Origin of the sequence: Achromobacter sp. RTa (assembly GCF_000757485.1) — a bacterium.
Lineage (GTDB): Bacteria > Pseudomonadota > Gammaproteobacteria > Burkholderiales > Burkholderiaceae_B > Achromobacter.
Genome location: NZ_JPYO01000003.1, coordinates 1 through 24,403, shown reverse-complemented (window position 1 = coordinate 24,403; position 24,403 = coordinate 1). Strand labels below are relative to the sequence as shown.

The 24,403-nt window shown below is 63.1% G+C and carries 39 protein-coding genes; 8 read left to right on the top strand and 31 right to left on the bottom strand.

The window, feature by feature from the left end; all coding sequences use genetic code 11:
* Positions 1-14 precede the first annotated feature (14 nt).
* From rpsD to JL37_RS01765, 17 genes are all read right to left on the bottom strand, one after another.
* The gene (rpsD, locus tag JL37_RS01840) at positions 15-638 is read right to left on the bottom strand and encodes a 30S ribosomal protein S4 (RefSeq protein WP_043541571.1); all 624 of its coding nucleotides are present in this window, start codon (positions 636-638) and stop codon (positions 15-17) included.
* Positions 639-649: 11 nt separating this feature from the next.
* Complete coding sequence (gene rpsK, locus JL37_RS01835; protein WP_006216516.1) at positions 650-1,051, bottom strand: 30S ribosomal protein S11; 402 nt, start codon at positions 1,049-1,051, stop codon at positions 650-652.
* Between the two features lie 15 nt (positions 1,052-1,066).
* Entirely contained in the window at positions 1,067-1,432 is a 366-nt protein-coding gene (rpsM, locus tag JL37_RS01830; protein WP_008168996.1) for a 30S ribosomal protein S13, read from the bottom strand.
* Between the two features lie 43 nt (positions 1,433-1,475).
* Complete coding sequence (gene rpmJ / locus JL37_RS29885) at positions 1,476-1,589, bottom strand: 50S ribosomal protein L36 (protein ID WP_003806928.1); 114 nt, start codon at positions 1,587-1,589, stop codon at positions 1,476-1,478.
* Positions 1,590-1,623: 34 nt separating this feature from the next.
* On the bottom strand, positions 1,624-1,842 hold the full coding sequence (gene infA, locus JL37_RS01825) for a translation initiation factor IF-1 (RefSeq protein ID WP_003806927.1): 219 nt from the start codon (positions 1,840-1,842) through the stop codon (positions 1,624-1,626).
* 8 nt (positions 1,843-1,850) lie between these two features.
* Positions 1,851-3,176 (bottom strand): preprotein translocase subunit SecY, encoded by a 1,326-nt coding sequence (secY, locus tag JL37_RS01820; RefSeq protein ID WP_043541570.1) that lies wholly within the window; start codon positions 3,174-3,176, stop codon positions 1,851-1,853.
* 14 nt (positions 3,177-3,190) lie between these two features.
* The gene (gene rplO, locus JL37_RS01815) at positions 3,191-3,631 is read right to left on the bottom strand and encodes a 50S ribosomal protein L15 (RefSeq protein ID WP_043541568.1); all 441 of its coding nucleotides are present in this window, start codon (positions 3,629-3,631) and stop codon (positions 3,191-3,193) included.
* Between the two features lie 9 nt (positions 3,632-3,640).
* The gene (gene rpmD, locus JL37_RS01810) at positions 3,641-3,826 is read right to left on the bottom strand and encodes a 50S ribosomal protein L30 (RefSeq protein WP_006216520.1); all 186 of its coding nucleotides are present in this window, start codon (positions 3,824-3,826) and stop codon (positions 3,641-3,643) included.
* Positions 3,827-3,829: 3 nt separating this feature from the next.
* Positions 3,830-4,351, bottom strand: coding sequence for a 30S ribosomal protein S5 (gene rpsE, locus JL37_RS01805; RefSeq protein WP_013397003.1), 522 nt, complete (start codon positions 4,349-4,351; stop codon positions 3,830-3,832).
* Between the two features lie 15 nt (positions 4,352-4,366).
* Positions 4,367-4,732: a 50S ribosomal protein L18 gene (gene rplR, locus JL37_RS01800; RefSeq protein WP_008168985.1), complete on the bottom strand. Its 366-nt coding sequence runs from the start codon at positions 4,730-4,732 to the stop codon at positions 4,367-4,369.
* 21 nt (positions 4,733-4,753) lie between these two features.
* A complete protein-coding gene (rplF, locus tag JL37_RS01795) occupies positions 4,754-5,287 on the bottom strand; it encodes a 50S ribosomal protein L6 (protein ID WP_043541567.1) in 534 nt (177 codons plus the stop codon).
* A gap of 12 nt (positions 5,288-5,299) precedes the next feature.
* Positions 5,300-5,695: a 30S ribosomal protein S8 gene (gene rpsH, locus JL37_RS01790; RefSeq protein WP_043541566.1), complete on the bottom strand. Its 396-nt coding sequence runs from the start codon at positions 5,693-5,695 to the stop codon at positions 5,300-5,302.
* 10 nt (positions 5,696-5,705) lie between these two features.
* Positions 5,706-6,011, bottom strand: a complete 306-nt coding sequence (rpsN, locus tag JL37_RS01785) for a 30S ribosomal protein S14 (RefSeq protein ID WP_006216527.1) — start codon at positions 6,009-6,011, stop codon at positions 5,706-5,708.
* A gap of 12 nt (positions 6,012-6,023) precedes the next feature.
* Positions 6,024-6,563: a 50S ribosomal protein L5 gene (gene rplE, locus JL37_RS01780; protein WP_043541565.1), complete on the bottom strand. Its 540-nt coding sequence runs from the start codon at positions 6,561-6,563 to the stop codon at positions 6,024-6,026.
* A 12-nt stretch (positions 6,564-6,575) separates the two neighbouring features.
* A complete protein-coding gene (rplX, locus tag JL37_RS01775; RefSeq protein WP_006389623.1) occupies positions 6,576-6,896 on the bottom strand; it encodes a 50S ribosomal protein L24 in 321 nt (106 codons plus the stop codon).
* 11 nt (positions 6,897-6,907) lie between these two features.
* Complete coding sequence (gene rplN, locus JL37_RS01770; protein WP_006216531.1) at positions 6,908-7,276, bottom strand: 50S ribosomal protein L14; 369 nt, start codon at positions 7,274-7,276, stop codon at positions 6,908-6,910.
* A 343-nt stretch (positions 7,277-7,619) separates the two neighbouring features.
* Positions 7,620-8,372 (bottom strand): aspartyl/asparaginyl beta-hydroxylase domain-containing protein, encoded by a 753-nt coding sequence (locus JL37_RS01765; RefSeq protein WP_043541613.1) that lies wholly within the window; start codon positions 8,370-8,372, stop codon positions 7,620-7,622.
* A gap of 189 nt (positions 8,373-8,561) precedes the next feature.
* Between JL37_RS01765 and JL37_RS01760 the strand changes: the two genes are divergently transcribed.
* Positions 8,562-9,989 (top strand): NAD-dependent succinate-semialdehyde dehydrogenase, encoded by a 1,428-nt coding sequence (locus tag JL37_RS01760; RefSeq protein WP_043541563.1) that lies wholly within the window; start codon positions 8,562-8,564, stop codon positions 9,987-9,989.
* Positions 9,990-10,065: 76 nt separating this feature from the next.
* Here JL37_RS01760 and JL37_RS01755 read toward each other — a convergent pair whose 3' ends face one another.
* On the bottom strand, positions 10,066-10,743 hold the full coding sequence (locus JL37_RS01755) for an ArsR/SmtB family transcription factor (RefSeq protein ID WP_369798512.1): 678 nt from the start codon (positions 10,741-10,743) through the stop codon (positions 10,066-10,068).
* Positions 10,744-10,829: 86 nt separating this feature from the next.
* On the opposite strand from JL37_RS01755, the gene JL37_RS01750 reads away from it, so the two are divergent.
* Positions 10,830-11,336, top strand: coding sequence for a DUF2938 domain-containing protein (locus JL37_RS01750; RefSeq protein WP_043541610.1), 507 nt, complete (start codon positions 10,830-10,832; stop codon positions 11,334-11,336).
* Here the strand turns inward: JL37_RS01750 and JL37_RS01745 are convergent.
* Positions 11,310-12,305, bottom strand: coding sequence for a helix-turn-helix domain-containing protein (locus tag JL37_RS01745; RefSeq protein WP_043541561.1), 996 nt, complete (start codon positions 12,303-12,305; stop codon positions 11,310-11,312). The genes JL37_RS01750 and JL37_RS01745 overlap by 27 nt on opposite strands.
* Before the next feature lie 168 nt (positions 12,306-12,473).
* Between JL37_RS01745 and JL37_RS01740 the strand changes: the two genes are divergently transcribed.
* From JL37_RS01740 to JL37_RS01715, 6 genes are read left to right on the top strand one after another with little or no spacing between them, the layout of a single operon-like run.
* The gene (locus JL37_RS01740) at positions 12,474-13,370 is read left to right on the top strand and encodes an alpha/beta fold hydrolase (protein WP_043541559.1); all 897 of its coding nucleotides are present in this window, start codon (positions 12,474-12,476) and stop codon (positions 13,368-13,370) included.
* A gap of 12 nt (positions 13,371-13,382) precedes the next feature.
* Positions 13,383-14,555, top strand: a complete 1,173-nt coding sequence (locus JL37_RS01735) for a substrate-binding domain-containing protein (protein ID WP_043541558.1) — start codon at positions 13,383-13,385, stop codon at positions 14,553-14,555.
* 15 nt (positions 14,556-14,570) lie between these two features.
* Positions 14,571-15,341 carry an ABC transporter ATP-binding protein gene (locus JL37_RS01730; RefSeq protein ID WP_043541557.1) on the top strand — a complete coding sequence of 257 codons (771 nt, stop codon included), beginning with the start codon at positions 14,571-14,573 and terminating at the stop codon, positions 15,339-15,341.
* Positions 15,338-16,087 (top strand): ABC transporter ATP-binding protein, encoded by a 750-nt coding sequence (locus JL37_RS01725; protein ID WP_043541556.1) that lies wholly within the window; start codon positions 15,338-15,340, stop codon positions 16,085-16,087. Before JL37_RS01730 ends, JL37_RS01725 begins: the two co-directional genes overlap by 4 nt.
* Positions 16,084-17,094 carry a branched-chain amino acid ABC transporter permease gene (locus tag JL37_RS01720; RefSeq protein WP_043541555.1) on the top strand — a complete coding sequence of 337 codons (1,011 nt, stop codon included), beginning with the start codon at positions 16,084-16,086 and terminating at the stop codon, positions 17,092-17,094. Before JL37_RS01725 ends, JL37_RS01720 begins: the two co-directional genes overlap by 4 nt.
* Positions 17,095-17,105: 11 nt before the next feature.
* Positions 17,106-18,179 carry a branched-chain amino acid ABC transporter permease gene (locus tag JL37_RS01715; protein ID WP_043541554.1) on the top strand — a complete coding sequence of 358 codons (1,074 nt, stop codon included), beginning with the start codon at positions 17,106-17,108 and terminating at the stop codon, positions 18,177-18,179.
* A 7-nt stretch (positions 18,180-18,186) separates the two neighbouring features.
* On the opposite strand, the gene JL37_RS01710 is transcribed toward JL37_RS01715, so the two are convergent.
* The 12 genes from JL37_RS01710 to rpsJ all read right to left on the bottom strand — a co-directional run bounded on the left by JL37_RS01710 (position 18,187) and on the right by rpsJ (position 24,276).
* Positions 18,187-18,594, bottom strand: coding sequence for a hypothetical protein (locus tag JL37_RS01710; protein ID WP_231570269.1), 408 nt, complete (start codon positions 18,592-18,594; stop codon positions 18,187-18,189).
* A 276-nt stretch (positions 18,595-18,870) separates the two neighbouring features.
* Entirely contained in the window at positions 18,871-19,152 is a 282-nt protein-coding gene (gene rpsQ, locus JL37_RS01705) for a 30S ribosomal protein S17 (protein ID WP_006216549.1), read from the bottom strand.
* A gap of 2 nt (positions 19,153-19,154) precedes the next feature.
* Entirely contained in the window at positions 19,155-19,346 is a 192-nt protein-coding gene (gene rpmC, locus JL37_RS01700; RefSeq protein ID WP_003806912.1) for a 50S ribosomal protein L29, read from the bottom strand.
* Positions 19,347-19,357: 11 nt separating this feature from the next.
* Positions 19,358-19,774 carry a 50S ribosomal protein L16 gene (gene rplP, locus JL37_RS01695; RefSeq protein ID WP_006389610.1) on the bottom strand — a complete coding sequence of 139 codons (417 nt, stop codon included), beginning with the start codon at positions 19,772-19,774 and terminating at the stop codon, positions 19,358-19,360.
* A 2-nt stretch (positions 19,775-19,776) separates the two neighbouring features.
* Positions 19,777-20,568 (bottom strand): 30S ribosomal protein S3, encoded by a 792-nt coding sequence (gene rpsC, locus JL37_RS01690; RefSeq protein WP_006389609.1) that lies wholly within the window; start codon positions 20,566-20,568, stop codon positions 19,777-19,779.
* A 9-nt stretch (positions 20,569-20,577) separates the two neighbouring features.
* Positions 20,578-20,907, bottom strand: coding sequence for a 50S ribosomal protein L22 (rplV, locus tag JL37_RS01685; RefSeq protein ID WP_043541551.1), 330 nt, complete (start codon positions 20,905-20,907; stop codon positions 20,578-20,580).
* 3 nt (positions 20,908-20,910) lie between these two features.
* Positions 20,911-21,186 (bottom strand): 30S ribosomal protein S19, encoded by a 276-nt coding sequence (gene rpsS / locus JL37_RS01680; RefSeq protein ID WP_006216555.1) that lies wholly within the window; start codon positions 21,184-21,186, stop codon positions 20,911-20,913.
* 12 nt (positions 21,187-21,198) lie between these two features.
* The gene (gene rplB / locus JL37_RS01675) at positions 21,199-22,026 is read right to left on the bottom strand and encodes a 50S ribosomal protein L2 (protein ID WP_043541549.1); all 828 of its coding nucleotides are present in this window, start codon (positions 22,024-22,026) and stop codon (positions 21,199-21,201) included.
* A complete protein-coding gene (rplW, locus tag JL37_RS01670) occupies positions 22,027-22,323 on the bottom strand; it encodes a 50S ribosomal protein L23 (RefSeq protein ID WP_006216557.1) in 297 nt (98 codons plus the stop codon).
* Entirely contained in the window at positions 22,320-22,940 is a 621-nt protein-coding gene (gene rplD, locus JL37_RS01665) for a 50S ribosomal protein L4 (RefSeq protein ID WP_043541548.1), read from the bottom strand. The genes rplW and rplD overlap by 4 nt, the downstream gene beginning before the upstream one ends.
* 4 nt (positions 22,941-22,944) lie before the next feature.
* Positions 22,945-23,634 (bottom strand): 50S ribosomal protein L3, encoded by a 690-nt coding sequence (gene rplC / locus JL37_RS01660; RefSeq protein WP_043541546.1) that lies wholly within the window; start codon positions 23,632-23,634, stop codon positions 22,945-22,947.
* A 330-nt stretch (positions 23,635-23,964) separates the two neighbouring features.
* On the bottom strand, positions 23,965-24,276 hold the full coding sequence (gene rpsJ / locus JL37_RS01655; RefSeq protein ID WP_003806903.1) for a 30S ribosomal protein S10: 312 nt from the start codon (positions 24,274-24,276) through the stop codon (positions 23,965-23,967).
* Positions 24,277-24,403 lie beyond the last annotated feature (127 nt).

Sequence of the window (24,403 nt, the reverse complement as noted above, 5' to 3'; positions counted from 1 at the left end):
GCCGGCAGGCCTGATTAACGCGAGTACAGTTCCACGACCATCGATTCGTTGATGTCGCGAGCGACGTCAGCGCGATCGGGGGCCGACTTGAACGTACCGGTCATCTTGGTCGTATCGACTTCCACCCACTGGGGGATGCCGATGCTGGTGGCCAGGTCGAGCGATTCCTTGATGCGGCCTTGCTTCTTGGCCTTTTCGCGGATCGAAACGACGTCGCCAGCCTTGACCAGCATCGAAGCGATGTCAGCCGTGTGGCCGTTCAGTTCGATGGCGCGGTGGCTCACCAGCTGGCGAGCTTCGGCGCGCGTCGAGCCGAAGCCCATGCGGTAGACGACGTTGTCCAGGCGCGATTCCAGCAGCTGGATCAGCGTTTCGCCGGTGTTGCCACGGCGACGCTCGGCTTCAGCGAAGTACTTGCGGAATTGCTTTTCCAGCACGCCGTACATGCGCTTCAGCTTTTGCTTTTCGCGCAGCTGCAGGCCGTAGTCGGAAGTGCGGGCGCCCGAAGTGCGGCCGTGTTGGCCAGGCTTGGAATCCAGCTTGCACTTGGAGTCCAGCGAGCGGCGGGCGCTCTTCAGGAACAGGTCAGTACCCTCGCGGCGCGAGAGCTTGCATTTGGGTCCAATATAACGTGCCATGTGGATTCCCTTTAGATACGACGACGCTTCGGCGGACGGCAGCCGTTGTGCGGAACGGGCGTGATGTCGGCGATGCTCGAAATCTTGATGCCCAGCGCGTTCAGAGCGCGGACCGACGATTCGCGGCCGGGGCCGGGGCCCTTGATACGCACTTCCAGCGTCTTGATGCCGTACTCCAGCGCGACGCGGCCAGCCGTTTCAGCAGCGACCTGCGCGGCGAACGGGGTCGATTTGCGCGAACCCTTGAAGCCAGCACCGCCCGACGTGGCCCACGACAGCGCGTTGCCCTGACGGTCGGTGATGGTGATGATGGTGTTGTTGAACGAAGCGTGAACGTGCGCGATGCCGTCCGAGACGTTCTTCTTGACCTTTTTGCGCACGCGCGAAGCGCCGCTGGTGGAAGCTTTCGCCATAATCCAGTTCCTCGATTATTTCTTCAGGGACGCAGCAGCACGACGCGGGCCCTTGCGGGTCCGGGCGTTGGTGCGAGTGCGCTGGCCGCGCACGGGCAAACCGCGCTTGTGACGCATACCACGGTAGGTTCCCAGGTCGATCAAACGCTTGATCGAGAGCTGTACTTCACGACGCAGGTCGCCTTCAACCGTGAACAAACCAACATGTTCGCGGACGCGTTCCAATTCAGCGTCGCTCAGATCCTTGACCTTTTTGTCAAAGGGTACGTTTGCCGCTTCGCAAATCTTGCGAGCGCGCGTACGACCGATGCCAAAAATGGCGGTCAGGCCGATCTCGGCGTGCTGTTGCGGCGGAATGTTAATGCCAGCAATACGGGCCATGACTGTTCCTTGAATAAATCCGTTGCGTAGTCGCTAACCCGGGTTAGCCTTGACGCTGCTTGTGACGCGGGTCGGTGCAGATAACGCGCACCACGCCGTGACGTTTGATAACTTTGCAGTTGCGGCAGATCCGCTTAACCGATGCCATTACTTTCATGGTTGACTCCTAATTTTCCGTAATCCGGTTTCGCTCACTTGGAGCGGAAAACAATCCTGGCTCGCGTCAGGTCATAGGGCGTGAGCTCCACTGTGACCTTGTCACCTGGCAGGATCCGGATGTAATGCATACGCATCTTGCCGGAAATATGGCCCAACACCACGTGGCCGTTTTCGAGCTTGACGCGAAATGTCGCGTTCGGGAGGTTCTCAAGAACCTCACCTTGCATCTGAATGACGTCGTCCTTGGACATTCTTTTGCTTACCGCATCGGCAAACCCGAGCCCTTGAAGTTGGCCTTCTTGAGCAACGAGTCGTACTGGTGAGACATCATGTAGGCCTGGACCTGCGCCATGAAATCCATCGTCACCACCACAATAATCAACAGGGACGTACCACCGAAATAGAAGGGAACGTTCCAGCGCATCACCAAGAATTCCGGCAACAGGCACACCAACGTGATGTAGATGGCACCTGCGAGCGTCAGACGCATCAGGATCTTGTCGATGTAGCGCGCTGTCTGTTCGCCCGGACGGATGCCCGGAACAAACGCACCACTCTTCTTCAGGTTGTCCGCCGTTTCGCGGCTGTTGAACACCAGAGCCGTGTAGAAAAAGCAGAAGAAAATAATCGCGACCGAGTACAGCGTGATGTAGAGCGGTTGACGAGGCGACAGGGCCGCAGCCAGGTCGCTAAGCCAGCGCATGTTCTCGCTGCTGGAGAACCAGCTCGTGATCGTGGCCGGGAACAGAATGATCGACGATGCGAAGATCGGCGGAATCACCCCTGCCATGTTCAGCTTCAGCGGCAAATGCGAGCTTTGGCCACCATAGATCTTGTTGCCGACCTGACGCTTGGCGTAGTTCACCGTGATCTTGCGCTGTCCGCGTTCCACGAACACCACAAAAGCGGTAACCAGCACCACCAGGGCCACGATGAACAGTGCCGACAGCACGGACATCGAGTTGGTGCGGACCAGGTCCAACAATGCAGCCAGCGCTGCAGGCAAGCCTGCGACGATACCTGCGAAGATCAGGATGGAAATCCCGTTGCCCAGACCACGCTCCGTGATCTGCTCACCCAGCCACATGACGAACATGGTGCCGGTGACCAGGGTCACGACGGTCGTAAAGCGGAACAGCATGCCCGGATCGATCACCAGTCCCTGCTGGGACTCCAACGCTACCGAAATGCCCACTGCCTGCACCAGCGCCAGCACGACCGTGCCGTAGCGGGTGTATTGGGTAATCTTCCGACGGCCGGATTCGCCCTCTTTCTTGAGGGCTTCCAGCGACGGCACCACCACAGACATCAGCTGCATGATGATGGATGCCGAAATGTACGGCATGATCCCCAGGGCAAAAATCGAGAAGCGCGAGAGCGCCCCGCCCGAGAACATGTTGAACAGGCCGAGGATCCCGCCCTGGTTCTGACGGAACAGGTCCGCCAGCGCATCCGGGTTGATGCCCGGTACCGGGATGTGCGTACCCAACCGGTAAACCACCAGGGCGAGCACCAGGAACACGAGACGGCGCTTTAGGTCGCCGTACCGTCCTCCGGTTTTGCCCAATGCCTGCGCGTTAGCCACTCGTCACCTCGTGATCAGGCAAGCGAGCCGCCCGCGGCTTCGATGGCGGCGCGAGCGCCGGCCGTCGCGGTAATGCCCTTCAGCACAACCTTGCGCGAGAGTTCACCCGACTTGATGACCTTGGCGTAACGAACCGCCTGGCCGATCACTCCAGCTGCCTTCAGCACTTGCACGTCGACTTCGTCGATGGGCAGGGCTTGCAGGTCCGACAGACGAACTTCGGCGTACAGGTGCTGGCCGAGCGGGGTGAAACCACGCTTGGGCAGGCGACGCTGCAGCGGCATTTGACCGCCTTCGAAGCCAACCTTATGGAAACCGCCCGAGCGCGACTTCTGACCCTTGTGGCCACGGCCGGCGGTCTTGCCCAGACCCGAACCGATGCCACGGCCGACGCGGCGCTTGGCGTGCTTGCTGCCCTCGGCGGGCTTCAGCGAATTAAGTTGCATATCCGACATGGTGATTCCTTAGGCTTCCGAGACGGAAACGAGATAATCCACCTTACGGATCATCCCACGCACCTCGGGCGTATCGACCAGCACGCGGCTGCTGTTGATACGGCCCAAGCCCAAACCGCGAACCGTATCACGGTGCGATTGCTTGGTACCGATCACCGAGCGCACGAGGGTCACTTTGATCTGCTTCTGAGCCATGATTTACCCCAGGATTTCTTCGACCGACTTGCCACGCTTGGCAGCAACATCAGCCGGGGTCATGGAGGCGCGCAGGCCGTTCAACGTGGCGCGAACCATGTTGTAGGGGTTGCTCGAGCCCAGGCTCTTGGCAACCACGTTACGCACACCCATCACATCAAAAATAGCGCGCATCGGGCCGCCGGCGATAACGCCGGTACCTTCAGCAGCGGGCGAGATCAGCACGGTAGCGGCGCCATGCTTGCCGACCACGGTGTGGTGCAGCGTGCCGTTCTTCAGGGCCACCTTGAACATGCCGCGACGGGCCTGTTCCATAGCCTTCTGAACGGACACCGGCACTTCGCGCGCCTTGCCCTTGCCCATGCCGATGCGGCCATCGCCATCGCCAACCACGGTCAGCGCGGCAAAGCTCATGGTGCGACCACCCTTGACCACTTTGCTCACGCGGTTGACCGCGATCATCTTTTCGCGGAGGCCGTCATCGTTCTCTTTTTCCGCGGCGTTCTTGCCTTGTACTTTAGCCATTTGACAGATCCTCGCTTAGAACTTCAGGCCGGCTTCACGCGCGGCGTCGGCCAGCGCCTTGACGCGGCCATGGTAACGAAAGCCCGAGCGATCGAAGGCAACCAGTTCGATACCGGCAGCCTTGGCCTTTTCGGCCACGCGCTTGCCGACCAGCGTAGCAGCGGCCTTGTTGCCGCCCTGACCGGTTTGGCCGGCCAGTTGCGCACGCACTTCGGCTTCGACCGTCGAGGCGCTGACCAGAACGCGATCGCCTTCCGGCGAAATGATGTTGGCGTAGATGTGCTGGTTCGAGCGGAAAATCGAGAGGCGATGAACGCGCAGCTCGTTGATCTTCCGGCGGGTCGGAACCGCACGACGCAAACGGGAAACTTTTTTGTCCATGATTCGTCCTTGCGTGCGCCGTTATTTCTTCTTGGTTTCTTTGATGACGACGCGTTCGTCCGAGTAACGCACGCCCTTGCCCTTGTAGGGTTCGGGTTCGCGATACGCGCGGATTTCAGCGGCCACCTGGCCGACGACTTGCTTGTTGGCGCCCTTGATGACGATTTCCGTCTGGGTGGGGCATTCGGCCTTGATACCGGCCGGCAACTGATGCACGACGTCGTGCGAGAAACCGAGCTGCAGCTTAACGGCGTCGCCTTGAACCGAGGCGCGGTAACCCACGCCGACCAGGTTCAGCTTGCGCTCGAATCCCTTGCTCACGCCATTGACCATGTTGGCCACCAGCGCGCGCACGGTACCCGACATGGCATTGGCGTGACGGGTTTCGTTGGCGGCGACAAACGTGAGCTTGCCTTCGTCCAGCGCAATCGTGACGTCGCCAGTCAGGGCTTGGGTCAAGGAACCCAGCGGGCCCTTGACGGTGATCTGATCCTGCTTGATGTCGGCTTCGACACCCTTGGGCAGTTCGACCGGATACTTAGCGATACGTGACATTCGAATTTCTCCTTAGGCCACGTAGCACAGCACTTCGCCGCCGACGCCGTTGGCGCGAGCCTTACGGTCGGTCATGACGCCGCGCGAGGTCGAAACGATAGCCACGCCCAGGCCGTTCATGACCTGAGGAATGCTGGTACGGCCCTTGTAGATACGCAGACCGGGGCGCGAGACGCGTTCGATGCGCTCGATGACCGGACGGCCAGCGTAGTACTTCAGGGTGATCTCGAGCTCAGGCTTGGCCTGGGTGCCCTTGACTTCAAAGCTGTCGATGTAGCCTTCGTCCTTCAGCACGGCGGCAATGGCCGCCTTCAGCTTCGAGGAGGGCATGTTCACCGTAACTTTGTCCACTTGCTGCGCATTGCGAATGCGGGTCAGCATATCGGCGATGGGATCGCTCATGCTCATATTGTTTCTCCTACCAGCTGGCCTTGGTGATGCCGGGGATTTCACCCTTCATCGCCATTTCACGCAGTTTGTGGCGCGTCAGGCCGAACTTGCGGAACACGCCGCGCGGACGACCGGTGACCACGCAACGGTTACGTTGACGCGTCGGGTTGGCATTGCGCGGCAGCTGTTGCAGCTTGAGCCGAGCTTGGTAACGTTCTTCGTCGGTCTTCGACTGGTCGTCGATGATCGCCTTCAACTCAGCACGCTTGGCGGCGAATTTGTCAGCCAGCTTGGCGCGCTTGATGTCGCGATTGATGAGGGAAAGTTTAGCCACGTCATCAGCCCCTTAGTTACGGAACGGGAAGCTGAAGGCCGTCAACAGCGCCTTGGCTTCTTCGTCGGTCTTCGCGGAGGTGGTGATGCTGATGTTCAGCCCACGCAGCGCGTCGATCTTGTCGTACTCGATTTCGGGGAAAATGATCTGCTCTTTCACCCCGATGTTGTAGTTGCCACGGCCGTCGAACGCACGACCCGAGATACCGCGGAAGTCGCGCACGCGAGGCAGCGCAACCGCCACCAGGCGATCCAGGAATTCGTACATGCGTTGACCACGCAGCGTGACCATGCAACCGATCGGGTAGTTTTCGCGGATCTTGAACCCGGCGATAGCCTTCTTGGTCTTCGTCACGACGGGCTTCTGGCCGGCGATCTTGGTCAGGTCCGAGACGGCGTGCTCGATAACCTTCTTGTCAGCGACGGCTTCCGAGACACCCATGTTCAGGGTGATCTTGGTGATGCGCGGCACTTCCATCGTGCTCTTGTAGCCAAACTTGGCTTGCAGGTCGGCAGCGACCTTGCTCTTGTAGAGATCTTGCAAACGAGACATGTCTATCGCCCCTTACGCCTTGGCGCCGACAACGGCACCATTGGAACGGAACACGCGGACCTTGCGACCTTCGACTTCTTGCACGCCCACGCGGTCGCCACGACCGGTCGCGGGGTTGAAGAGCGCCACATTCGAAATGTGGATCGGCATGGTCTTTTCGACGATTCCGCCCGGGTTGTTGGCCATCGGGTTGGCTTTCACGTGTTTCTTGACGACGTTGACGCCTTCGACCAGCACGTGGTCGGCGTCGACGCGGGCAAGCACCGTGCCGCGACGCTTCTTGTCGCGGCCGGTCAGGACGATGACTTCGTCGCCTTTACGAATGTTGTTCATCGTAGGGCTCCTTACAGCACTTCCGGGGCCAGCGACACGATCTTCATGAACTTCTCGGTACGCAGTTCACGCGTCACGGGTCCGAAGATGCGGGTGCCGATAGGCTCCAGCTTGGCGTTGAGCAACACGGCGGCATTGCCACCGAAACGAATCAGCGAACCGTCTTTACGGCGCACGCCCTTGGCGGTACGAACCACCACGGCATTGTAAATTTCGCCTTTCTTGACGCGTCCGCGCGGAGCCGCATCTTTGACGCTCACCTTGATGATGTCGCCGATACCGGCATAACGGCGCTTGGAGCCACCGAGCACCTTAATGCACATGACATGACGCGCACCAGTGTTATCGGCCACATCCAGCGTGGTCTGCATTTGGATCATGATTTTTCCTGTTCCAACTTAACTGGAAATACGGTTTTCCCAACAAGGGAACACTGCAATTCCTGCCAGTTTTGGTCCCGTCAGGTCTGCCGCCCTGCTTTAGTGTTGGCACGCCTAGCGCTTTCGCCCTACGCCTGCAACTGGTTGGCAACGCAACGACCCTGGGTTGAAATCCTGCGGGTATTCCCCCAACACGTCGAGTCAACCTGCCATAGGCCTGGATGAACCCGATCGACAATCTGGGAAAGCTGATAATTCTAGCCTGGTTAAACTTTGAGCGCAAGCACTTTGTTGGGATAACGCACAAAACGCCACGGGCCGGGAGTTCCTTAACGCGTCCCTGTTATTTTTGGCGGTAATACCCTTTTTCCCAGGCGTCGTGATTGGCCTTGCCGCGGCGGATTTCGTCCGTGAACGGCGCGGCCATCAGCACCAGGCGGTTCAGCCACCTGACCGGCGCCCGGCACGGCCGTTCGAAGTCCACGAACAGCACGGCGCGCAGCCCGTCGGTATCGTTGTGCACCTCGTGCGGGTAGAGGTCGTCAAATACCACGGCCTGCCCCTCCCGCCAGCTGTAGCGCTCGCCCCCCACCTCGATCCAGCAGCGTTCGGCCGGGTCGGGCACGACCAGCCCCAGATGCAGGCGCAGGACGCCGTTGTAGGGCCCGGTATGGAGCGGAATCCGCTTGCCCGCCTCCAGAATGGAGAAGAATGCCGTGCGGATGCCAGGAATTCCCCGCAGCGCCCGGGCCGTGGCCGGGCAGCGCGCCAGGTTGCGTTCGGAACGCAGGCCGTAGCCCATGAACACGAAGGTTTTCCATTGGTCGTCCGACGTGATCTGGCCCACATCGGGAGATATCTCGTGGAATGCGGGCAGGCGCTGGCGTTCGGAGAGCAGGTCCACGAGCTCGGCGCGGATGGCGGGCGCCTGCGCCTCCAGTCCGGCCACCCAGGGAAACTGGCCATTCCGGAAAATCGGCCTGTCCCCTACCAGCGACGCCAGGGCGATGCGATGCCGCAACCACTCTATGAAACGGAAAAAGGCTCGCGAATAGAAACTGGGCTTGCCGGACGGACGCGCATCGACAGGTTGCACAATGGGGATGGGATAGGCAGCCAAAGATGCACCATTTTGTCCATGCCGGGGCGCGCATGCAAGGTTTGCGCGCCAATTGGCTCCAGGAATCCCGCCGCGATTGGACCTCCCCTCCGTCCGCAAGCTGGTTTAGACTGGCATGGGCGACAGCAATCGCTATCCACTCCTACTTCGCAAGGAAAGACAGGCATGTATGAACAGTTGGCGCTGTATATCGACGGCGAATTCGTCGCCGGAGAGGGCAGGCGCACCCAGGACGTCATCAACCCGGCCACGCTGGAAGTGCTCGGCCAGCTGCCCCACGCCACCGAAGCAGACCTGGACCGCGCACTAGCCGCCGCCCAGCGCGCATTCGAATCCTGGAAGAAATCTTCTCCCATGGATCGTTCCGCCATCCTGCGCAAGGTCGCCACCCTGTCGCGCGAGCGCGCCAAGGAAATCGGCCGCAACATGACCCTCGACCAGGGCAAGCCGCTGGCCGAAGCCGTCGGCGAAGTCACTTCCTGCGCCGAGCACGCCGACTGGCACGCCGAGGAATGCCGCCGCATCTACGGCCGCGTGGTTCCGCCGCGCAACCCGGACGTGCGCCAGATCGTGGTGCGCGAACCCATCGGCGTCTGCGCCGCGTTCACGCCCTGGAACTTCCCGTACAACCAGGCCATCCGCAAGATCGCCGCCGCCATCGGCGCCGGCTGCACGGTCGTGCTGAAGGGTCCGGAGGATTCGCCCAGCGCGGTCATGGCCATCGCCCGCATGTTCCACGACGCCGGCCTGCCCAAGGGCTGCCTGAACATCGTCTGGGGCGAACCCGCCAAGATCTCCGACTACCTGATCCGCTCGCCGATCGTGCGCAAGGTGTCCTTCACCGGCTCCGTGCCGGTGGGCAAGCAGTTGGCCGCTCTGGCCGGCGCGCACATGAAGCGCGTCACCATGGAGCTGGGCGGCCACTCGCCGGTGCTGGTGTTCGACGACGCCGACATCGACCGCGCCGCCACCATGCTGGCCAAGTTCAAGATCCGCAACGCCGGCCAGGTGTGCGTGTCGCCCACCCGCTTCTATGTGCAGAACGGCGCCTACGAACAGTTCCTGGCACGCTTCTCCGAGGTGCTGAAGAACATCAAGGTCGGCGACGGCCTGGAAGCCGGCACCGACATGGGCCCGCTGGCGCACGAACGCCGCGTCCCCGCCATGAGCGCCTTCATCGACGACGCCAAGAAGCATGGCGGCAAGGTGGTGGTCGGCGGCGGTCCGCTGGACCGCAAGGGTTTCTTCTTCGCGCCCACGGTGGTCACGGACCTGCCCGACAACTCCATGCTGATGACCGAAGAGCCCTTCGGCCCGGTCGCGCCGGTGGTCCGCTTCACCGATACCGATGAAGTGCTGGCGCGCGCCAACAGCCTGCCGTTCGGCCTGTCTTCCTACGTGTTCACCAACTCGCTGCAGACCGCCACCAAGGTCTCCAACGGCCTGGAAGCCGGCATGGTCAACATCAACCATTTCGGCAGCGCGCTGGCCGAGACGCCCTTCGGCGGCATCAAGGACAGCGGCATCGGCAGCGAAGGCGGCCTCGAAACGTTCGACGGCTACCTGGTCACCAAGTTCATTACGCACATCTGATCTTTCCAGGCACCAGATAAAAAGCCCCGGACTTCGCCCGTCCGGGGCTTTTTTCATCGCCGTCGGCAGCTTGGCGTCAGGCCGCCTCGACGCGCAAGCCCGCCGCCTTCCACTCCGGAAAACCCACATCCAGCCTGCGGGCGCGCAAGCCACGGGCTTGCAGCGCAAGCACCGCGTCCGACGACAGCACGCAGTACGGCCCGCGGCAATAGGCCACGATGTCGGCGTCGGCCGGCAGGTCCCCCAGCCGGCCCTCGAACTGCTCGGGAGGAATATTGACCGCCCCCGGCAGATGGCCGAGCGCGAACTCCTCCGCGGGACGCACGTCGATCAGCACGACGCTTTCGCTGTCGAGCAGGCTCAGCAGTTCGTCGACGGACACGCCGTCCAGGCGATCCCGCTGGTGGATGCTGTCGGAAATGATTTCCTTGATCTCGGCACGCTGGTGCTCGGCATAGGCACGCAACGCCCCCAGCAGCTGAACGAGCGGCCCCGTGCCCAGCCGGTACAGCACGCGCTTGCCGTCGCGGCGCGTCTGCACGAAACCGGCGCGGCGCAGGTGCTGCAAATGCTGGGACGTATTGGCCACCGACAGCCCCGACAGTTCGGCCAGGCGCTCGACCGCGCGCTCGCCTTGGGCGACGTGCTCGAGCAGCACCAGGCGATGTGCATGCCCCAGGGTCTTGGCGACCTCGGCTAGCGCATCGAAATGCTGGGCAGGATAGGAAGAAGCGGCGGGCTGGTTCATTGACATGACCATAGCATCACTCTAACATTCAATCAATAAATTGAATGTTCATCTTTCATTTCGCGCCGCCAGGCACGACCACCGGAGATCCCATGGCCAATCCATCCGAATTCTTCCTGCGCGCGCTGCTGATCGGCGTGGGCGCAACCGCAGTCATGGACCTGTGGGCGCTCTTCCTCAAACACTGCCTGCGCGCGCCGTCGCTGGACTACGCCATGGTGGGCAGGTGGATTGGGCACGTGGCGCGCGGCCGCCTCACCCACGAGGCCATCGGCCGGGCCGCTCCCGTGACGGGCGAGCGCGCCCTGGGCTGGGCCGCCCATTATGCGATCGGCGTGTTTTTCGCGGCAGCCCTGCTGGCGGTGGCCGGTCTGGAATGGGCTCAGCGTCCGACCTTGCTGCCCGCCCTGCTTTTCGGGCTGATCAGCGTGGCGGCCCCGTTTCTCATCCTGCAGCCCGGCATGGGGGCAGGCATCGCGGCATCCCGCACGCCCAAACCCAATACGGCGCGCCTGCGCAGCCTGATGGCGCACGCCTCTTTCGGCATCGGCCTGTACCTGGCCGCATGGGGATCAGCCCTGCTGCTGGTCAGCGCCTGAAAGCCCGGGCTGGAAGCCGGCCCGCAGGTCGCGCGGCGTCACGCCGAAACGGCGCTTGAACAGGCGGCTGAAATGGGAGGGATGAGAAAAGCCCACCTGGTAGGCCAGCTCCGCGATGCTGCGATGGCGATGCTGCGGATTCAGCAGCAGTTCGCGGCTTCTATCGAGCCGCTGCTCGAAAATATAGGATTCCGCCGACAGGCCGCCCGCGCGCAGGATGCGATGCAGATAGGCCACGGACACGCCGCAGCCCTGCGCCACATGCTGCGGCGACAGGGCCGGATCCGCCAGGTGCTGGCGGATGTAGGCCAGCGCCCGCTGCCGATGCGCCACCGTCACGCTGCTGTCCGACTCCGACGCATGGCCCTGGCCTGACTGCACCAGGAACAGCACGATCAGGTCGATCAGGCGCTCGCCGAGTTCCGCCGCCTCCACGTCCGACCAACCGTCCACGCCCTTGAACAGGTGGTCCATGTAGCTGGCCAGCAAGGCGCCCCGAGGCGAGCCGTCGTCGACGCGCAGCTTGTAGAAGGCGCCGATGCGGGAATCGCGCTGGGACAGCGCGCTGCGCGGGAACGACACGCTCAGGCTGCGGTAGCCCGAGTCGCCCTGCGCCGTTGCCTGGTAGGGCAGGCTCTGGTTCATCAGGTAGACGCAGCCCGGCTCGACCTGGAATTCCCGCCCCTGCTGGCGCACGGCCAGGGGCCCTGCCAGCGGCAAGCCGAAGGTATAGAACTCCTGGTCCAGGCGCGACACATTGCCGGCGGTGCGCTCCAGCTTCTGCCCCTGGTAATGCAGGTCGTTGAACTGCAGGCTGCCCCGGCGCGCGTAGCGCACATGCCCGGCGAAATTGTCCGGCCGGCCGCCATGCACCTCGAACGGGCCGAACGCGTCCGACAGCGCCGCGCGCCATTCGTCGCGCCGGTCAGCGCCGGCGCTGGCCGAAATGGCGAATTCCGTATCGGACATGGCTCGGTCTCCTTGGACGCCGGCGCCGCGGCCGGGCGCTCGTGATCCTGCGTCTACATATTCTTGACTCACCCTGCTGCGGGGTGTCCGGCGCCTTGAAGGCGCGCTTGGCGCAAGTCTATATTCAGCCCGATAAGCACACAACCTGGACAACCCGGGAGGAGACCCATGGCACCAGCGCCCGCACCGGCCGGCCGCCACGCGCCGGCTTCGCGCTATCTGCGCTGCGCAGGCCGCGAGCTGCACTACACCGAATGGGGCGCCGCGGACGCGCCCCCCGTCATCATGTGGCACGGCCTGGCCCGCACCGGCCGCGACTTCGACGACCTGGCGCAGTCGCTGGCCGGCGACTACCGCATCATCTGCCCGGACGCGATCGGCCGCGGCCTGTCGCAATGGAGCGCGGACCCGGTGGCCGAATACCGGCTGGACTTCTATGCAACGCTGGCCCGCGCCCTGGTGGACGGGCTGTCGCTCGCCCGCGTGCGCTGGGTCGGCACGTCCATGGGCGGCGCCACCGGCATGCACGCCGCCGCCACCACCCTGCGCGATCGGATCTCGCACCTGGTCGTCAACGACATCGGCCCCGAGCTGCCGCAAGCCGCCATCGACCGCATCGTGGCCTACGTGGGCACGCCACCGGCCTTCGACACCGTCACGGAACTGGAAGCCTGGCTGCGCGTCGCCTACAAGCCCTACGGCTGGCAGAGCGACGAGCAATGGCGCCGGATGGCCGAAACGTCCGTGCGCCGCCTGCCGGACGGCCGGATCACCCTGCACTATGACCCGGCCATCGTCGGCCAGTTCAGCAACCACCCCGGCGACTACGACCGCTGGAGCGGCTACGACTCGCTGCGCATGCCGCTGCTGCTGCTGCGCGGCGCCGACTCGGACCTGCTGCTGCCCGAAGTCGCCGACGCCATGACCCGTCGCGGACCGCGCGCCCAGCGCATCGACTTCCCCGATTGCGGCCACGCTCCGGCCCTGAACGTCGCCCCGCAGATCGACGCCATCCGACTATTCCTTGCCACGCCGGACCACACGGCAGCTGTCCGCCCCCAATAACAGGAGACTCCCATGAAACGCGTCCTGCTCGCCGCGCTCGCCGGCCTCTGCATGAATTCCGCGATAGCGGCCAAAGACTTCGTCGTGGCCCACGTCTACGACAAGACCGGCCCCCTGGAGGCCTATGCCAAGCAAACCCAGAACGGCCTGATGCTGGGGCTGGAGTACGCGACGCAAGGCACCATGACGGTCGCCGGCCGCAAGATCCGCGTCATCGAGAAGGACAACCAGGGCAAGCCCGACGTGGCCCGCGCGCAGCTGGCGTCGGCCTACGCCGACGACAACGCCGACATCGCCGTGGGCCCGACCTCGTCCGGCGTTGCGCTGGCCATGCTGCCGATCGCCGAGGAATACGAAAAGATCCTGCTGGTCGAACCAGCCGTGGCGGATTCGATCACCGGCGACAAATGGAACCGCTATATCTTCCGCACCGGACGCAACTCCTCGCAGGACGCCATCGCCAATGCGGTCGCCTTCGATCAGGCGGGCACCTCGATCGCCATGCTGGCGCAGGACTACGCATTCGGCCGTGACGGCGTCAAGGCATTCAAGGGTGCCCTGAAGAACGCCAAGATCGTGCACGAAGAGTACCTGCCGGCCAATGCCACCGACTTCACCGCCGGCGCGCAGCGCCTGTTCGACGCGCTGAAGGACAAGCCCGGCCGCAAGATCATCTTCATCCTCTGGGCCGGCGCCGGCAATCCCTTCAAGATCGCCGACCTGGACCCGAAACGCTTCGGCATCGAGATCGCCACGGGTGGCAACACGCTGGCGGCCATGACGCCGCTGAAATCGCTCGCCGGCATGGAGGGCGCCACCTATTACTACTACGGCATCCCCAAGAATCCGATCAACGACTGGCTCGTGGCGGAGCACCAGAAGCGCTACGGCCAGCCGCCGGACTTCTTCACCGCGGGCGGGATGGCCTCGGGTATCGCGATCGCGACCGCGCTGGCCAAGACCAATGGCGACTCCAATACCGATACGCTGATCAAGGCCATGGAAGGCATGAGCTTCGACACGCCCAAGGGCAAGATGACCTTCCGGACCGAGGACCACCAGGCCATGCAGTCCATGTACCACTTCCGCATCAAGAACGATCCCTCGGTGCCGTGGGCCGTACAGGACCTGGTGAAGGAAATCACGCCCGACCAGATGTCGGTGCCGATCCAGAACAAACGCTGATCCCGCCCCCCGCCCATGCTGGAGACCCAATCGCTCACCATCCGTTTCGGCGGACACGTGGCCGTCAATGAAGTCAGCTGCAGCTATGCGCCTGACACGCTGACCGCCATCGTCGGCCCGAACGGCGCGGGCAAGACCACTTATTTCAATCTTATTTCCGGGCAGCTGCGCGCCAGCGCGGGAACGGTGCGGCTGAACGGGCGCGACCTCACGCAGCTGGGCGCCCCGGCCCGCATGCATGCCGGCCTGGGCCGCGCATTCCAGCTGACGCAACTGTTCCCGCGGCTGAGCGTGCACGAGAACGTGCGGCTGGCGTTGCAGTCCCGCCGGCAGGGCCTGGGCTGGCGGCAGATCCGGTTCTGGCGCATGTGGAACGACGACCGCGGCCTGATCGAGCGCGCCGACACGCTGCTCGAGCGCACCCGCCTGTCCGCGCGCCGCGACCAGGCCGCCGCCGACCTGCCCCATGGCGACCAGCGCAAGCTGGAGATCGCCATGCTGGTGGCGCTGGATCCGCAGGTATTCATGTTCGACGAACCGACCGCCGGCATGAGCGTGGACGATGTGCCCGTGGTGCTGGAGCTGATACGCGAAATAAAGACGGATCCGTCGAAGACTATCCTGCTCGTAGAGCACAAGATGGACGTGGTGCGCGAGCTGGCCGACCGCATCGTGGTGCTGCACAACGGCCGGCTGATGGCCGACGGCGAGCCCGCCGAGGTCATCGCCTCGCCGATCGTCCAACAGGCCTACCTGGGCATCAGCCCGACGGAGAAAGCGGCATGACGCCCGCCCTGCTGGAACTGAAAGACGTGCACACGCACATAGGCGCATACCACATCCTGCATGGCGCCGACCTCGCCGTGCCGCCCGCGGCGGTGACCATGCTGCTCGGGCGCAACGGAGCGGGCAAGACCACCACTTTGCGCACGATCATGGGGCTGTGGCGCGCATCGCAAGGCCAGGTGAGATTCGACGGCACGGTCGTGGGCGGTCCGGGCACGCGCGCGTCCCCGCCCGACATGGCGCGCATGGGCATGGCCTACGTGCCCGAGAACATGGGCATATTCGCCGATCTCTCCGTTAAGGAAAACATCCTGCTGGCGGCGCGCCAGGCCAGGACCGCCGACCAGCTGGACACCGCCCGGCTGGAGTGGATATTCGGCTTCTTCCCCGCGCTGAGGAAATTCTGGCTGCATCCCGCCGGCAAGCTGTCGGGCGGGCAGAAGCAGATGCTGGCGGTGGCGCGCGCGATCATCGAGCCTCGCCGGTTGCTGCTGGTGGACGAACCGAGCAAAGGCCTGGCGCCGGCTATCGTGCAGAACATGATCGACGCCTTCATCGAACTGAAGCAGGCGTCCACCACCATCCTGCTGGTCGAGCAGAACTTCAACTTCGCCCGCCTCGTGGGCGATCATGTCGCCGTGATGGACAACGGCCGGGTCGTCCATGCCGGAAGCATGGCGCAGCTGGCGACGGACGACGAACTGCAGACACGCCTGCTGGGCCTGTCGCTGGGAAGCCACCAATGAGCACCCTGGAACTCGACACCCCGCTGCCGCGCGTGCGCGCGGACCTGCGCCCCGCCCTCTTGGTGCTGGCGCTAGCCGCGATCGCCTTGCCGCTGGTGGGCTCCCTGTCCACATGGATAACGCTGACCCTTGCCGGCCTGGCCATGGGCATGATCATCTTCATCGTGGCTTCGGGCATGACTCTCGTCTTCGGCCTGATGGACGTGCTGAATTTCGGGCACGGGCTGTTCATCGCCATCGGCGCGTACATGGCCGCCACCGTATTGGGATCCATGGCCGATTGGACGCAGTCCGGCAGCCTGTGGATGAACCTCGCCGCCGTGCTGCCGGCCATGATCGTCGGCATGCTGGTGGCCGGCGCGGTCGGGCTGGCGTTCGAGCGCGTCATCGTGCGGCCGGTCTATGGTCAGCATCTCAAGCAGATCCTCATCACCATGGGCGGCATGATCATCGGCGAAGAGATCATCAAGATGCTGTGGGGGCCGCAGACGATCTCGCTGCCGCTGCCGGAAGCGATGCGCGGGGCGATCCTGCTGGGCGATGCCGCGATCGAGAAATTCCGGATCATCGCGCTGGTGACGGGGCTGCTCGTGCTGGGCGGCATGCTGTGGCTGCTCAACCGCACCAAGCTGGGCCTGCTGATCCGGGCAGGGGTGGAAGACCGGGAAATGGTGGAAAGCCTGGGCTACCGCATCCGGCACCTCTTCGTGGGTGTCTTCGTGGCCGGTTCGATGCTGGCGGGGCTCGGCGGCGTGCTGTGGGGCATGTACCAGCAATCGATCGTCCCTCAGCTGGGCGCGCAGGTGAATGTGCTGATATTCATCGTCATCATGATCGGCGGCCTGGGTTCGACCGTGGGCTGCCTGATCGGCGCGCTGCTCGTCGGGTTGATGGCCAACTATACCGGCTTCCTGGTGCCGAAGGCCGCCCTGTTCTCGAATATCGCACTGATGGTCGCCATCCTGCTGTGGCGCCCGCAGGGCGTGTATCCGGTCACGAACCGCTAGGAACCGCCGACATGTCCGTACGCCTGCTTTCCGGCGATACCCCGCGCAGCGCGCTGCTCGCGATCATGCTGGTCGCCATCGTCGCCGCGCTCGCCGCTGCGCCCTTCCTGTTCCCGGGCCCCAAGTCGCTGGCCGTGGCGGCCAAGATCCTCGTGTTCGTCATCGTGGTGGCCAGCTACGATCTGCTGCTGGGCTATACCGGCATCGTCAGCTTCGCCCACACCATGTTCTTCGGCATCGGCGCCTACGGCGTGGCGATCGCCAGCGTGCGCATGGAAGCCGGCTGGCTGGCGGTGCTGACGGGCACGGCCGCGGGCCTGGCCGTATCCCTGGTGTTCGCGCTCATCATCGGCCTGGCCAGCCTGCGCGTGCGCGCCATTTTCTACGCCATGATCACGCTGGCGGTCGCCGCGGCGTTCCAGACGCTGGTGTCCCAGCTTTCCGAACTGACGGGCGGCGAGGACGGCCTCAATTTCAAGGTTCCGCAGATGCTGCGCCCGGCCTTCCGGCCCCTGTCCGAACCGCTGTTCGGCGTGAACATCGATGGCCGCATCATCACCTACTACCTGATTGCCGCGGTCTGCGTGGTGCTGTTCCTGATGCTGCTGCGCATCGTCAATTCGCCGTTCGGGCGCGTGCTGCAGGCGATCCGCGAGAACCCCTTCCGAGCCGAGGCCATCGGCTACCGCACGGTTCTGTATCGCAGCCTGTCGAATCTGCTCGCGGCGGCCTTCGCCACGCTGGCGGGCGCGCTGTACGCGCTCTGGCTACGCTACAACGGACCGGATACGTCGCTGTCCTTCGAGATCATGCTCAACATCCTGCTGATGGTGGTGATCGGCGGCATGGGCACGATGTATGGCGCGGTGATCGGCGCCAGCCTGTTCGTGTTCGCGCAGAGCTACCTGCAGGATGGCCTGCACGTGATCCACGATGCCGTCGGAAACGTAGCGCCGCTGGCGCTGCTGTTCGAACCGGATCGTTGGCTGCTTTGGCTGGGCATTCTGTTCGTGCTGTCGGTGTACTACTTTCCCACCGGCGTCGCCGGGCGCCTGCGGGAACTTGCTGGGCGGCCGGGCAGGTAAGGCCACGCTAGCGCGGCCCCTGCCTCAGGGTCTCCCCGCCGCGCCGCATCTCGTTGACCCGCCTTTGCATCTGATCCACGCTGCGTTGCGCCTCGCCGCCGCCCAACTGCGAGCCGGAAGGCGCGGGCGCGAGCGGCGCCATGTTCATCGGCGTGCCGGGATTCAACGGAATCATTGCCGGCGGATACGGATCCGCGGCCGACGGGTTCTGCGTCAAGAGGCGCTCCAGGACATGCAGCTGCTCTTGCTGCGCCTGCAGCGCGCGCTCGTTATCCAGCAAGGCCTGCTCGTCTTCGTCCTGCGTGCCGAAGATGGCCGCGTGATCGCGGGACAAACCATCCAGGCGCACACGCGGCTCCGGTCCCGCAGTCAGTACGTTGCGGCCGATGGTGGCGGGGTCGGCGCTGGGCGCCACGATGCCCGGCGGCCTGGCTCCGGCATCCTTAGCGGGAACGGCCGCCGGCGTTGCTGGCCGGCCTTGCCCCGGACTCCCCGATTGCGCGCTCGCGCCTGCCGCCGATGTCCCCGCGGCAATCAACCATCCGAGCAAAACCGCTTTCCTCAAACCGCGCATGATGTTCTTGGGTTCCCAATCCGGAACGAAGCCCCGAGACGAAAAAAAACGGCAAGGGCCTGAACCCTTGCCGTTTTTATATCAGAACGGCGAACCGTTCCGATGCACTGCTTTCACTTAGATGATACGTGCGGCTTCAACCAGACGCACCACGCGCCACGACTTCGAGCGCGAGATGGGACGGCCTTCAGCGATTTCAACCGTATCGCCTTCGTTGTACTGGTTCGATTCGTCGTGCGCCTTGTACTTCGCGGAACGCATGATGATCTTGCCAAAGATGGGGTGCTTGACGCGGCGCTCGACGAGCACAACGACAGTCTTGTCCATCTTGTTGCTGACGACCTTGCCAACCAGCGTGCGCTGGCGCTTGGCCACTTGGGTGTTTTGAGTTTCGCTCATCTTTATTTCCCTGCCTTCTCGGTCAGCAAGGTACGAACGCGCGCGATGTCGCGACGCACGTTGCGCAGCTGGCTGGTGTTGGCCAGTTGCTGCGTGGCCTTCTGCATACGCAGACCGAATTGTGCCTTCAGCAGGCTTTCGAGCTCTTTGCCGAGCTCGGCGGCATCTTTCGAACGGAGTTCGCTAGCTTTCATGTTAGTACTCCTTAAGCACCGATATGACGCGCGACGAACGTGGTCGAAATCGGCAGCTTGGCAGCGGCCAGGCGGAAAGCTTCACGCGCGAGCTCTTCGCTAACCCCTTCCATTTCGTAGAGCACCTTGCCGGGCTGGATTTCGGCGACCCAGTACTCCGGGTTGCCCTTACCGTTACCCATACGGACTTCGGCAGGCTTCTGCGAGATGGGCTTATCCGGGAAAATGCGAATCCAGATACGGCCGCCACGCTTGATGTGACGATTGATGGCACGACGAGCGGCTTCGATCTGACGAGCGGTCAGACGGCCACGGCCGGTGGCCTTCAGACCGAATTCGCCGAACGACACGTGGGTGCCACGGGTCGCCAGACCGGTGTTGCGGCCCTTCTGCTCTTTGCGATACTTTCTGCGAGAGGGTTGCAGCATGGTTATTCTCCTTCAGGCGCCGGAGCAGCGTCCGCCTTGCGGGGACCACGGCCACGACCACCCGGACGACCGGTGCGAGCACCGTCCGGACGATCACCACGCGGAGCGCGGCGCGGACGACGTTCTTCTTCACGCGGGGCGGCGGTTTCCGGCGGCAATTCGCCGTTGGCCAGCATGTCGCCCTTGTAGACCCAGACCTTGATGCCGATCACGCCGTACGTGGTGTGGGCTTCGGAGGTGCCGTAGTCGATGTTGGCCTTGAGGGTGTGCAGCGGCACACGGCCTTCGCGATACCACTCGGTGCGAGCAATTTCGATACCGTTCAGACGGCCCGAGCTCATGATCTTGATGCCTTGGGCACCCAGACGCATGGCGTTCTGCATCGCGCGCTTCATGGCGCGGCGGAACATGATGCGCTTCTCGAGCTGTTGCGAGATCGAGTCGGCGATCAGTTGAGCATCGGTTTCCGGCTTGCGGATTTCTTCGATGTTGACGTGCACGGGCACGCCCATCAGGCGCTGCAGATCAGCCTTCAGGCTTTCGATGTCTTCGCCGCGCTTGCCGATCACCACGCCCGGACGAGCCGAGTAGACGGTGATGCGGGCATTCTTGGCGGGACGCTCGATGATCACGCGACCGACGGAGGCGCTCTTGAGCTTCTTCTTCAGGTACTCGCGAACGCGGATGTCTTCGGCCAGCATGCTGCCGAAGGCCTTGTCGTCGGCGAACCAACGCGAGGACCAATTACGGGTGACCGCGAGACGGAACCCAGTGGGGTGAATTTTCTGACCCATCGTGACTCCTTAAGCTCCGACCTTGACCGTGATGTGGCAGGTCTGCTTCTCGATACGGTTGCCGCGGCCCTTGGCGCGAGCGGAGAAGCGCTTCATCGACTGAGCCTTGTCCACGAAAATCGTGGTGACCTTCAGTTCGTCGATATCGGCGCCGTCGTTGTGCTCGGCGTTGGCGATGGCGGACTCGACAGCCTTCTTCAGGATGGCGGCGGCCTTCTTCGGCGAGAAGGTGAGGATGTTCAGCGCTTGCGAGACCGACTTGCCGCGGATCAGATCCGCAACCAGACGCGTCTTTTGAGCGGAGATGTGAACCCCACGGATAATGGCAGTAGTTTCCATCGCTTACCTCTTCGCCTTCTTGTCCGCGGCGTGACCCTTGAACGTACGGGTCAGCGCGAACTCGCCCAGCTTGTGACCGACCATGTTCTCGTTGATGTACACGGGAACATGTTGCTTGCCGTTGTGCACAGCGATCGTCAGACCGATGAACTCGGGCAGGATCGTCGAGCGACGCGACCAGGTCTTGATCGGCTTCTTGTCTTTGCCCGCGACGGCCGTGTCCACCTTTTTGATCAGGTGAGCATCGACAAACGGGCCTTTCTTGATCGAACGTGACATAGTGTTCGCCTCTTACTTGCGCTTGCGCCGTTGGACGATCATATTGTTCGTCCGCTTGTTGCGACGGGTCTTGAAACCCTTCGCCGGAGTGCCCCACGGGCTGACCGGTTCGCGTGCTTCACCGGTACGGCCTTCACCGCCACCGTGCGGGTGATCCACCGGGTTCATGGCAACGCCACGGACCGTCGGGCGGACACCGCGCCAACGCATTGCACCGGCCTTGCCGATTTGGCGCAGGCTGTGTTCTTCGTTACCGACTTCACCGATGGTGGCGCGGCATTCGATGTGCACACGGCGGACTTCACCCGAGCGCAGACGCACCTGAGCGTAGACGCCTTCGCGAGCCAGCAGGACGGCGGAAGCGCCGGCCGAGCGGACCATCTGGGCACCCTTGCCAGGGATCATTTCAACGCAGTGAATCGTCGTACCCACCGGGATGTTGCGGATCGGCAGCGTGTTGCCGGCGCGGATCGGGGCTTCGATGCCCGACACCAGCGTGGCGCCCACTTCCAGGCCGCGCGGAGCGATGATGTAACGACGCTCGCCGTCGGCGTAGCACAGCAGAGCGATGTGCGCCGTACGGTTGGGGTCATATTCCAGACGCTCGACCTTCGCCGGGATGCCGTCCTTGTCGCGACGGAAGTCGACGACACGGTAGTGCTGCTTGTGACCGCCGCCACGATGGCGGATCGTGATGTGACCGTTGTTGTTACGGCCCGAACCACGGGTCTTCTTTTCCAGCAGCGGCGCGTAGGGCTCACCCTTGTGCAGGTTCGGGCTGACAACCTTCACCATGCCACGGCGGCCAGCCGAAGTCGGCTTAACTTTTACGAGGGCCATTTACTTCACCTCCGCAAAGTCGATTTCCTGGCCGTCCTTGAGCGAGACGTAAGCCTTGCGCTCATTGCGACGACGGCCAACGAATCGGCCAAAGCGCTTGACTTTGCCCTTACGGTTGAGGACCTGCACGGACTCGACCTGCACCTTGAAGAGCAGTTCGACGGCAGCCTTGATTTCCGGCTTGGTAGCGTCAGCCACGACACGGAAAGCGACTTGCTGATTCTTCTCGGCAACGAAGGTGGCCTTTTCGGTCACGATCGGAGCCAGAATGACTTGCATCAAGCGTTCAGCGTTCATCCCAGCATCTCCTCGAGTTGAGCGATGGCCGGCTTGGTGATCAGCACTTTCTTGTAGTGGACCAGCGACAACGGATCGGCATAACGGGGCTCGACAACAGCAACGTGCGGCAGGTTGCGGGTGGCGAGGTAAACATTTTCATCAACGCTGTCGGTGATGATCAGGACCGAGTCCAGGCCCAGGCTCTTCAGCTTTGCAGCGGCGGCCTTGGTCTTGGGCGATTCCAGATCGAACGATTCGACAACGGCGATGCGGTCTTCACGAGCCAGTTGCGACAGGATCGAGCGGATCCCGGCACGGTACATCTTCTTGTTGACCTTCTGGCTGAAGTTCTCTTCGGGCGAGTTCGGGAAAGTCCGACCACCGCCACGCCACAGCGGCGACGAAGTCATACCAGCGCGAGCGCGGCCGGTACCCTTCTGGCGCCAGGGCTTCTTGGTCGTGTGCTTGACTTCGGCACGATCCTTCTGAGCGCGGTTGCCGGAACGGGCGTTGGCTTGGAAAGCCACCACGATCTGATGAATCAGAGCTTCGTTGAAGTCGCGGCCGAAGATCGTGTCGGGCGCGCTGAACGTAGCGGCAGCCTGACCTTGGTCATTCAGGAGCTTGAGATCCATTTACTTACGCTCCCTTCTTGGCCGGGGCCTTGATGGCCGGACGCACGACGATGTCGGCGCCAGCGTGGCCGGGGACAGCGCCCTTGACCAGCAGCAGACCGCGCTCAGCGTCAACGCGAACGACGTCGAGGTTTTGAACGGTGCGGGTGACATCACCCAGGTGACCGGCCATGCGCTTACCCGGGAAAATGCGGCCCGGATCTTGAGCTTGACCAATCGAGCCCGGGACGCGGTGCGAACGGGAGTTACCGTGCGACGCGCGTTGCGAACCGAAATTGTGGCGCTTGATGGTACCGGCGAAGCCTTTACCAATGCTGGTGCCCGTGACGTCGACCTGTTGGCCGGCTTCGAACACCGATTCCACGGCGATCACGGCACCAGCCGCAAATTCAGCGGCGCGAGCGGGATCCAGGCGGAATTCTTTGAGGATGCTGCCGGCTTCAGCGCCGGCTTTGGCGTAGTGGCCCGTTTGCGGCTGAGCCACGCGCGAGGCACGACGGGTGCCATAAGCCACTTGGATCGCGGCGTAGCCGTCGGTTTCCAGCGACTTAACTTGGGTCACGCGGTTGTTCGACACGTCCAGCACGGTCACCGGGATGGATTCACCTTCCTCGGTAAAAATGCGGGTCATGCCGACCTTGCGACCCACCAGCCCCAGCCGGTGAGCGGCGGGCGTGGGTGTCGAATTCGACATCGTTTTCTCCATTCCCGACTGCGATTGGTCGGGGCTAATCAGGCAAAAGGTAACGGCCTTTGCCCTACGACTATGTTCAACCTGGTTCAAATTTCGGGCCCGTCCCCAAGGGGATTGGCCTTCCTTTTTCCCATAGCTGCTCTTGCCACAAAATGGCAAGCTTGGCATATTAGCATGTTTTTTTCAGTGGGCACAAGCACTTAGCGTAAATAGGCCCCTGGCCTACCATTCATGGGTCAGGCTGTGGCGCAAAAACAAAATGGCCGCACTCCCGGAGGAATGCGGCCATTTTTACGAGCCTACCGGCGAAGGTAGCAGGCTCGATATGCTTTACTGCAGCGCGATTTCGACGTCGACGCCGGCCGGCAGGTCCAGACGCATCAGGGCGTCAACGGTCTTGTCGGTGGGATCCACGATGTCCATCAGACGCTGATGGGTACGGATCTCGAACTGGTCGCGCGACGTCTTGTTCACGTGCGGCGAACGCAGAACGTCGTAGCGGCGGATACGCGTGGGCAGCGGCACCGGGCCACGGACAACGGCGCCGGTACGCTTGGCGGTATCGACGATTTCAGCGGCCGATTGATCGATCAGCTTGTAATCGAAGGCTTTCAAGCGGATACGGATCTTTTGGTTTTTCATGGCGTTTCCTAAAGAACGAAAGACGAGGGCGGCATCGCGCCCCCGCTGGTTGGGTGCTGCTTAACTGATCCGATTACTTCAGGATCTTGGCGACGACGCCGGCGCCGACGGTACGACCGCCTTCACG

Excerpts from the sequence above, each read along its gene's own strand:
- rplF (WP_043541567.1), bottom strand. The coding sequence starts at position 5,287 with ATGTCACGTATCGCTAAGTATCCGGTCGAACTGCCCAAGGGTGTCGAA.
- rplP (WP_006389610.1), bottom strand. The coding sequence starts at position 19,774 with ATGCTGCAACCCTCTCGCAGAAAGTATCGCAAAGAGCAGAAGGGCCGC.
- JL37_RS01715 (WP_043541554.1), top strand. The coding sequence starts at position 17,106 with ATGTCCGTACGCCTGCTTTCCGGCGATACCCCGCGCAGCGCGCTGCTC.
- JL37_RS01760 (WP_043541563.1), top strand. The coding sequence starts at position 8,562 with ATGTATGAACAGTTGGCGCTGTATATCGACGGCGAATTCGTCGCCGGA.
- rplC (WP_043541546.1), bottom strand. The coding sequence starts at position 23,634 with ATGTCGAATTCGACACCCACGCCCGCCGCTCACCGGCTGGGGCTGGTG.
- JL37_RS01745 (WP_043541561.1), bottom strand. The coding sequence starts at position 12,305 with ATGTCCGATACGGAATTCGCCATTTCGGCCAGCGCCGGCGCTGACCGG.
- rplD (WP_043541548.1), bottom strand. The coding sequence starts at position 22,940 with ATGGATCTCAAGCTCCTGAATGACCAAGGTCAGGCTGCCGCTACGTTC.
- rpsK (WP_006216516.1), bottom strand. The coding sequence starts at position 1,051 with ATGGCGAAAGCTTCCACCAGCGGCGCTTCGCGCGTGCGCAAAAAGGTC.
- rplW (WP_006216557.1), bottom strand. The coding sequence starts at position 22,323 with ATGAACGCTGAACGCTTGATGCAAGTCATTCTGGCTCCGATCGTGACC.
- rpsJ (WP_003806903.1), bottom strand. The coding sequence starts at position 24,276 with ATGAAAAACCAAAAGATCCGTATCCGCTTGAAAGCCTTCGATTACAAG.
- JL37_RS01720 (WP_043541555.1), top strand. The coding sequence starts at position 16,084 with ATGAGCACCCTGGAACTCGACACCCCGCTGCCGCGCGTGCGCGCGGAC.
- rplX (WP_006389623.1), bottom strand. The coding sequence starts at position 6,896 with ATGAACAACATTCGTAAAGGCGACGAAGTCATCGTCCTGACCGGCCGC.
- rpsM (WP_008168996.1), bottom strand. The coding sequence starts at position 1,432 with ATGGCCCGTATTGCTGGCATTAACATTCCGCCGCAACAGCACGCCGAG.
- rplE (WP_043541565.1), bottom strand. The coding sequence starts at position 6,563 with ATGTCTCGTTTGCAAGATCTCTACAAGAGCAAGGTCGCTGCCGACCTG.
- JL37_RS01730 (WP_043541557.1), top strand. The coding sequence starts at position 14,571 with ATGCTGGAGACCCAATCGCTCACCATCCGTTTCGGCGGACACGTGGCC.
- rplO (WP_043541568.1), bottom strand. The coding sequence starts at position 3,631 with ATGTCGGATATGCAACTTAATTCGCTGAAGCCCGCCGAGGGCAGCAAG.
- rpsD (WP_043541571.1), bottom strand. The coding sequence starts at position 638 with ATGGCACGTTATATTGGACCCAAATGCAAGCTCTCGCGCCGCGAGGGT.
- rpsQ (WP_006216549.1), bottom strand. The coding sequence starts at position 19,152 with ATGAGCGAAACTCAAAACACCCAAGTGGCCAAGCGCCAGCGCACGCTG.
- rpmC (WP_003806912.1), bottom strand. The coding sequence starts at position 19,346 with ATGAAAGCTAGCGAACTCCGTTCGAAAGATGCCGCCGAGCTCGGCAAA.
- rpmD (WP_006216520.1), bottom strand. The coding sequence starts at position 3,826 with ATGGCTCAGAAGCAGATCAAAGTGACCCTCGTGCGCTCGGTGATCGGT.
- rpsC (WP_006389609.1), bottom strand. The coding sequence starts at position 20,568 with ATGGGTCAGAAAATTCACCCCACTGGGTTCCGTCTCGCGGTCACCCGT.
- JL37_RS01725 (WP_043541556.1), top strand. The coding sequence starts at position 15,338 with ATGACGCCCGCCCTGCTGGAACTGAAAGACGTGCACACGCACATAGGC.
- JL37_RS01740 (WP_043541559.1), top strand. The coding sequence starts at position 12,474 with ATGGCACCAGCGCCCGCACCGGCCGGCCGCCACGCGCCGGCTTCGCGC.
- rplB (WP_043541549.1), bottom strand. The coding sequence starts at position 22,026 with ATGGCCCTCGTAAAAGTTAAGCCGACTTCGGCTGGCCGCCGTGGCATG.
- rpsS (WP_006216555.1), bottom strand. The coding sequence starts at position 21,186 with ATGTCACGTTCGATCAAGAAAGGCCCGTTTGTCGATGCTCACCTGATC.
- rpsE (WP_013397003.1), bottom strand. The coding sequence starts at position 4,351 with ATGGCTAAAGTACAAGGCAAGAACGCCGCGGAAAAAGAGAACGATGAC.
- rplV (WP_043541551.1), bottom strand. The coding sequence starts at position 20,907 with ATGGAAACTACTGCCATTATCCGTGGGGTTCACATCTCCGCTCAAAAG.
- rplN (WP_006216531.1), bottom strand. The coding sequence starts at position 7,276 with ATGATCCAAATGCAGACCACGCTGGATGTGGCCGATAACACTGGTGCG.
- rpsH (WP_043541566.1), bottom strand. The coding sequence starts at position 5,695 with ATGAGCATGAGCGATCCCATCGCCGATATGCTGACCCGCATTCGCAAT.
- JL37_RS01735 (WP_043541558.1), top strand. The coding sequence starts at position 13,383 with ATGAAACGCGTCCTGCTCGCCGCGCTCGCCGGCCTCTGCATGAATTCC.
- JL37_RS01750 (WP_043541610.1), top strand. The coding sequence starts at position 10,830 with ATGGCCAATCCATCCGAATTCTTCCTGCGCGCGCTGCTGATCGGCGTG.
- infA (WP_003806927.1), bottom strand. The coding sequence starts at position 1,842 with ATGTCCAAGGACGACGTCATTCAGATGCAAGGTGAGGTTCTTGAGAAC.
- rpmJ (WP_003806928.1), bottom strand. The coding sequence starts at position 1,589 with ATGAAAGTAATGGCATCGGTTAAGCGGATCTGCCGCAACTGCAAAGTT.
- JL37_RS01755 (WP_369798512.1), bottom strand. The coding sequence starts at position 10,743 with ATGTCAATGAACCAGCCCGCCGCTTCTTCCTATCCTGCCCAGCATTTC.
- rplR (WP_008168985.1), bottom strand. The coding sequence starts at position 4,732 with ATGGACAAAAAAGTTTCCCGTTTGCGTCGTGCGGTTCCGACCCGCCGG.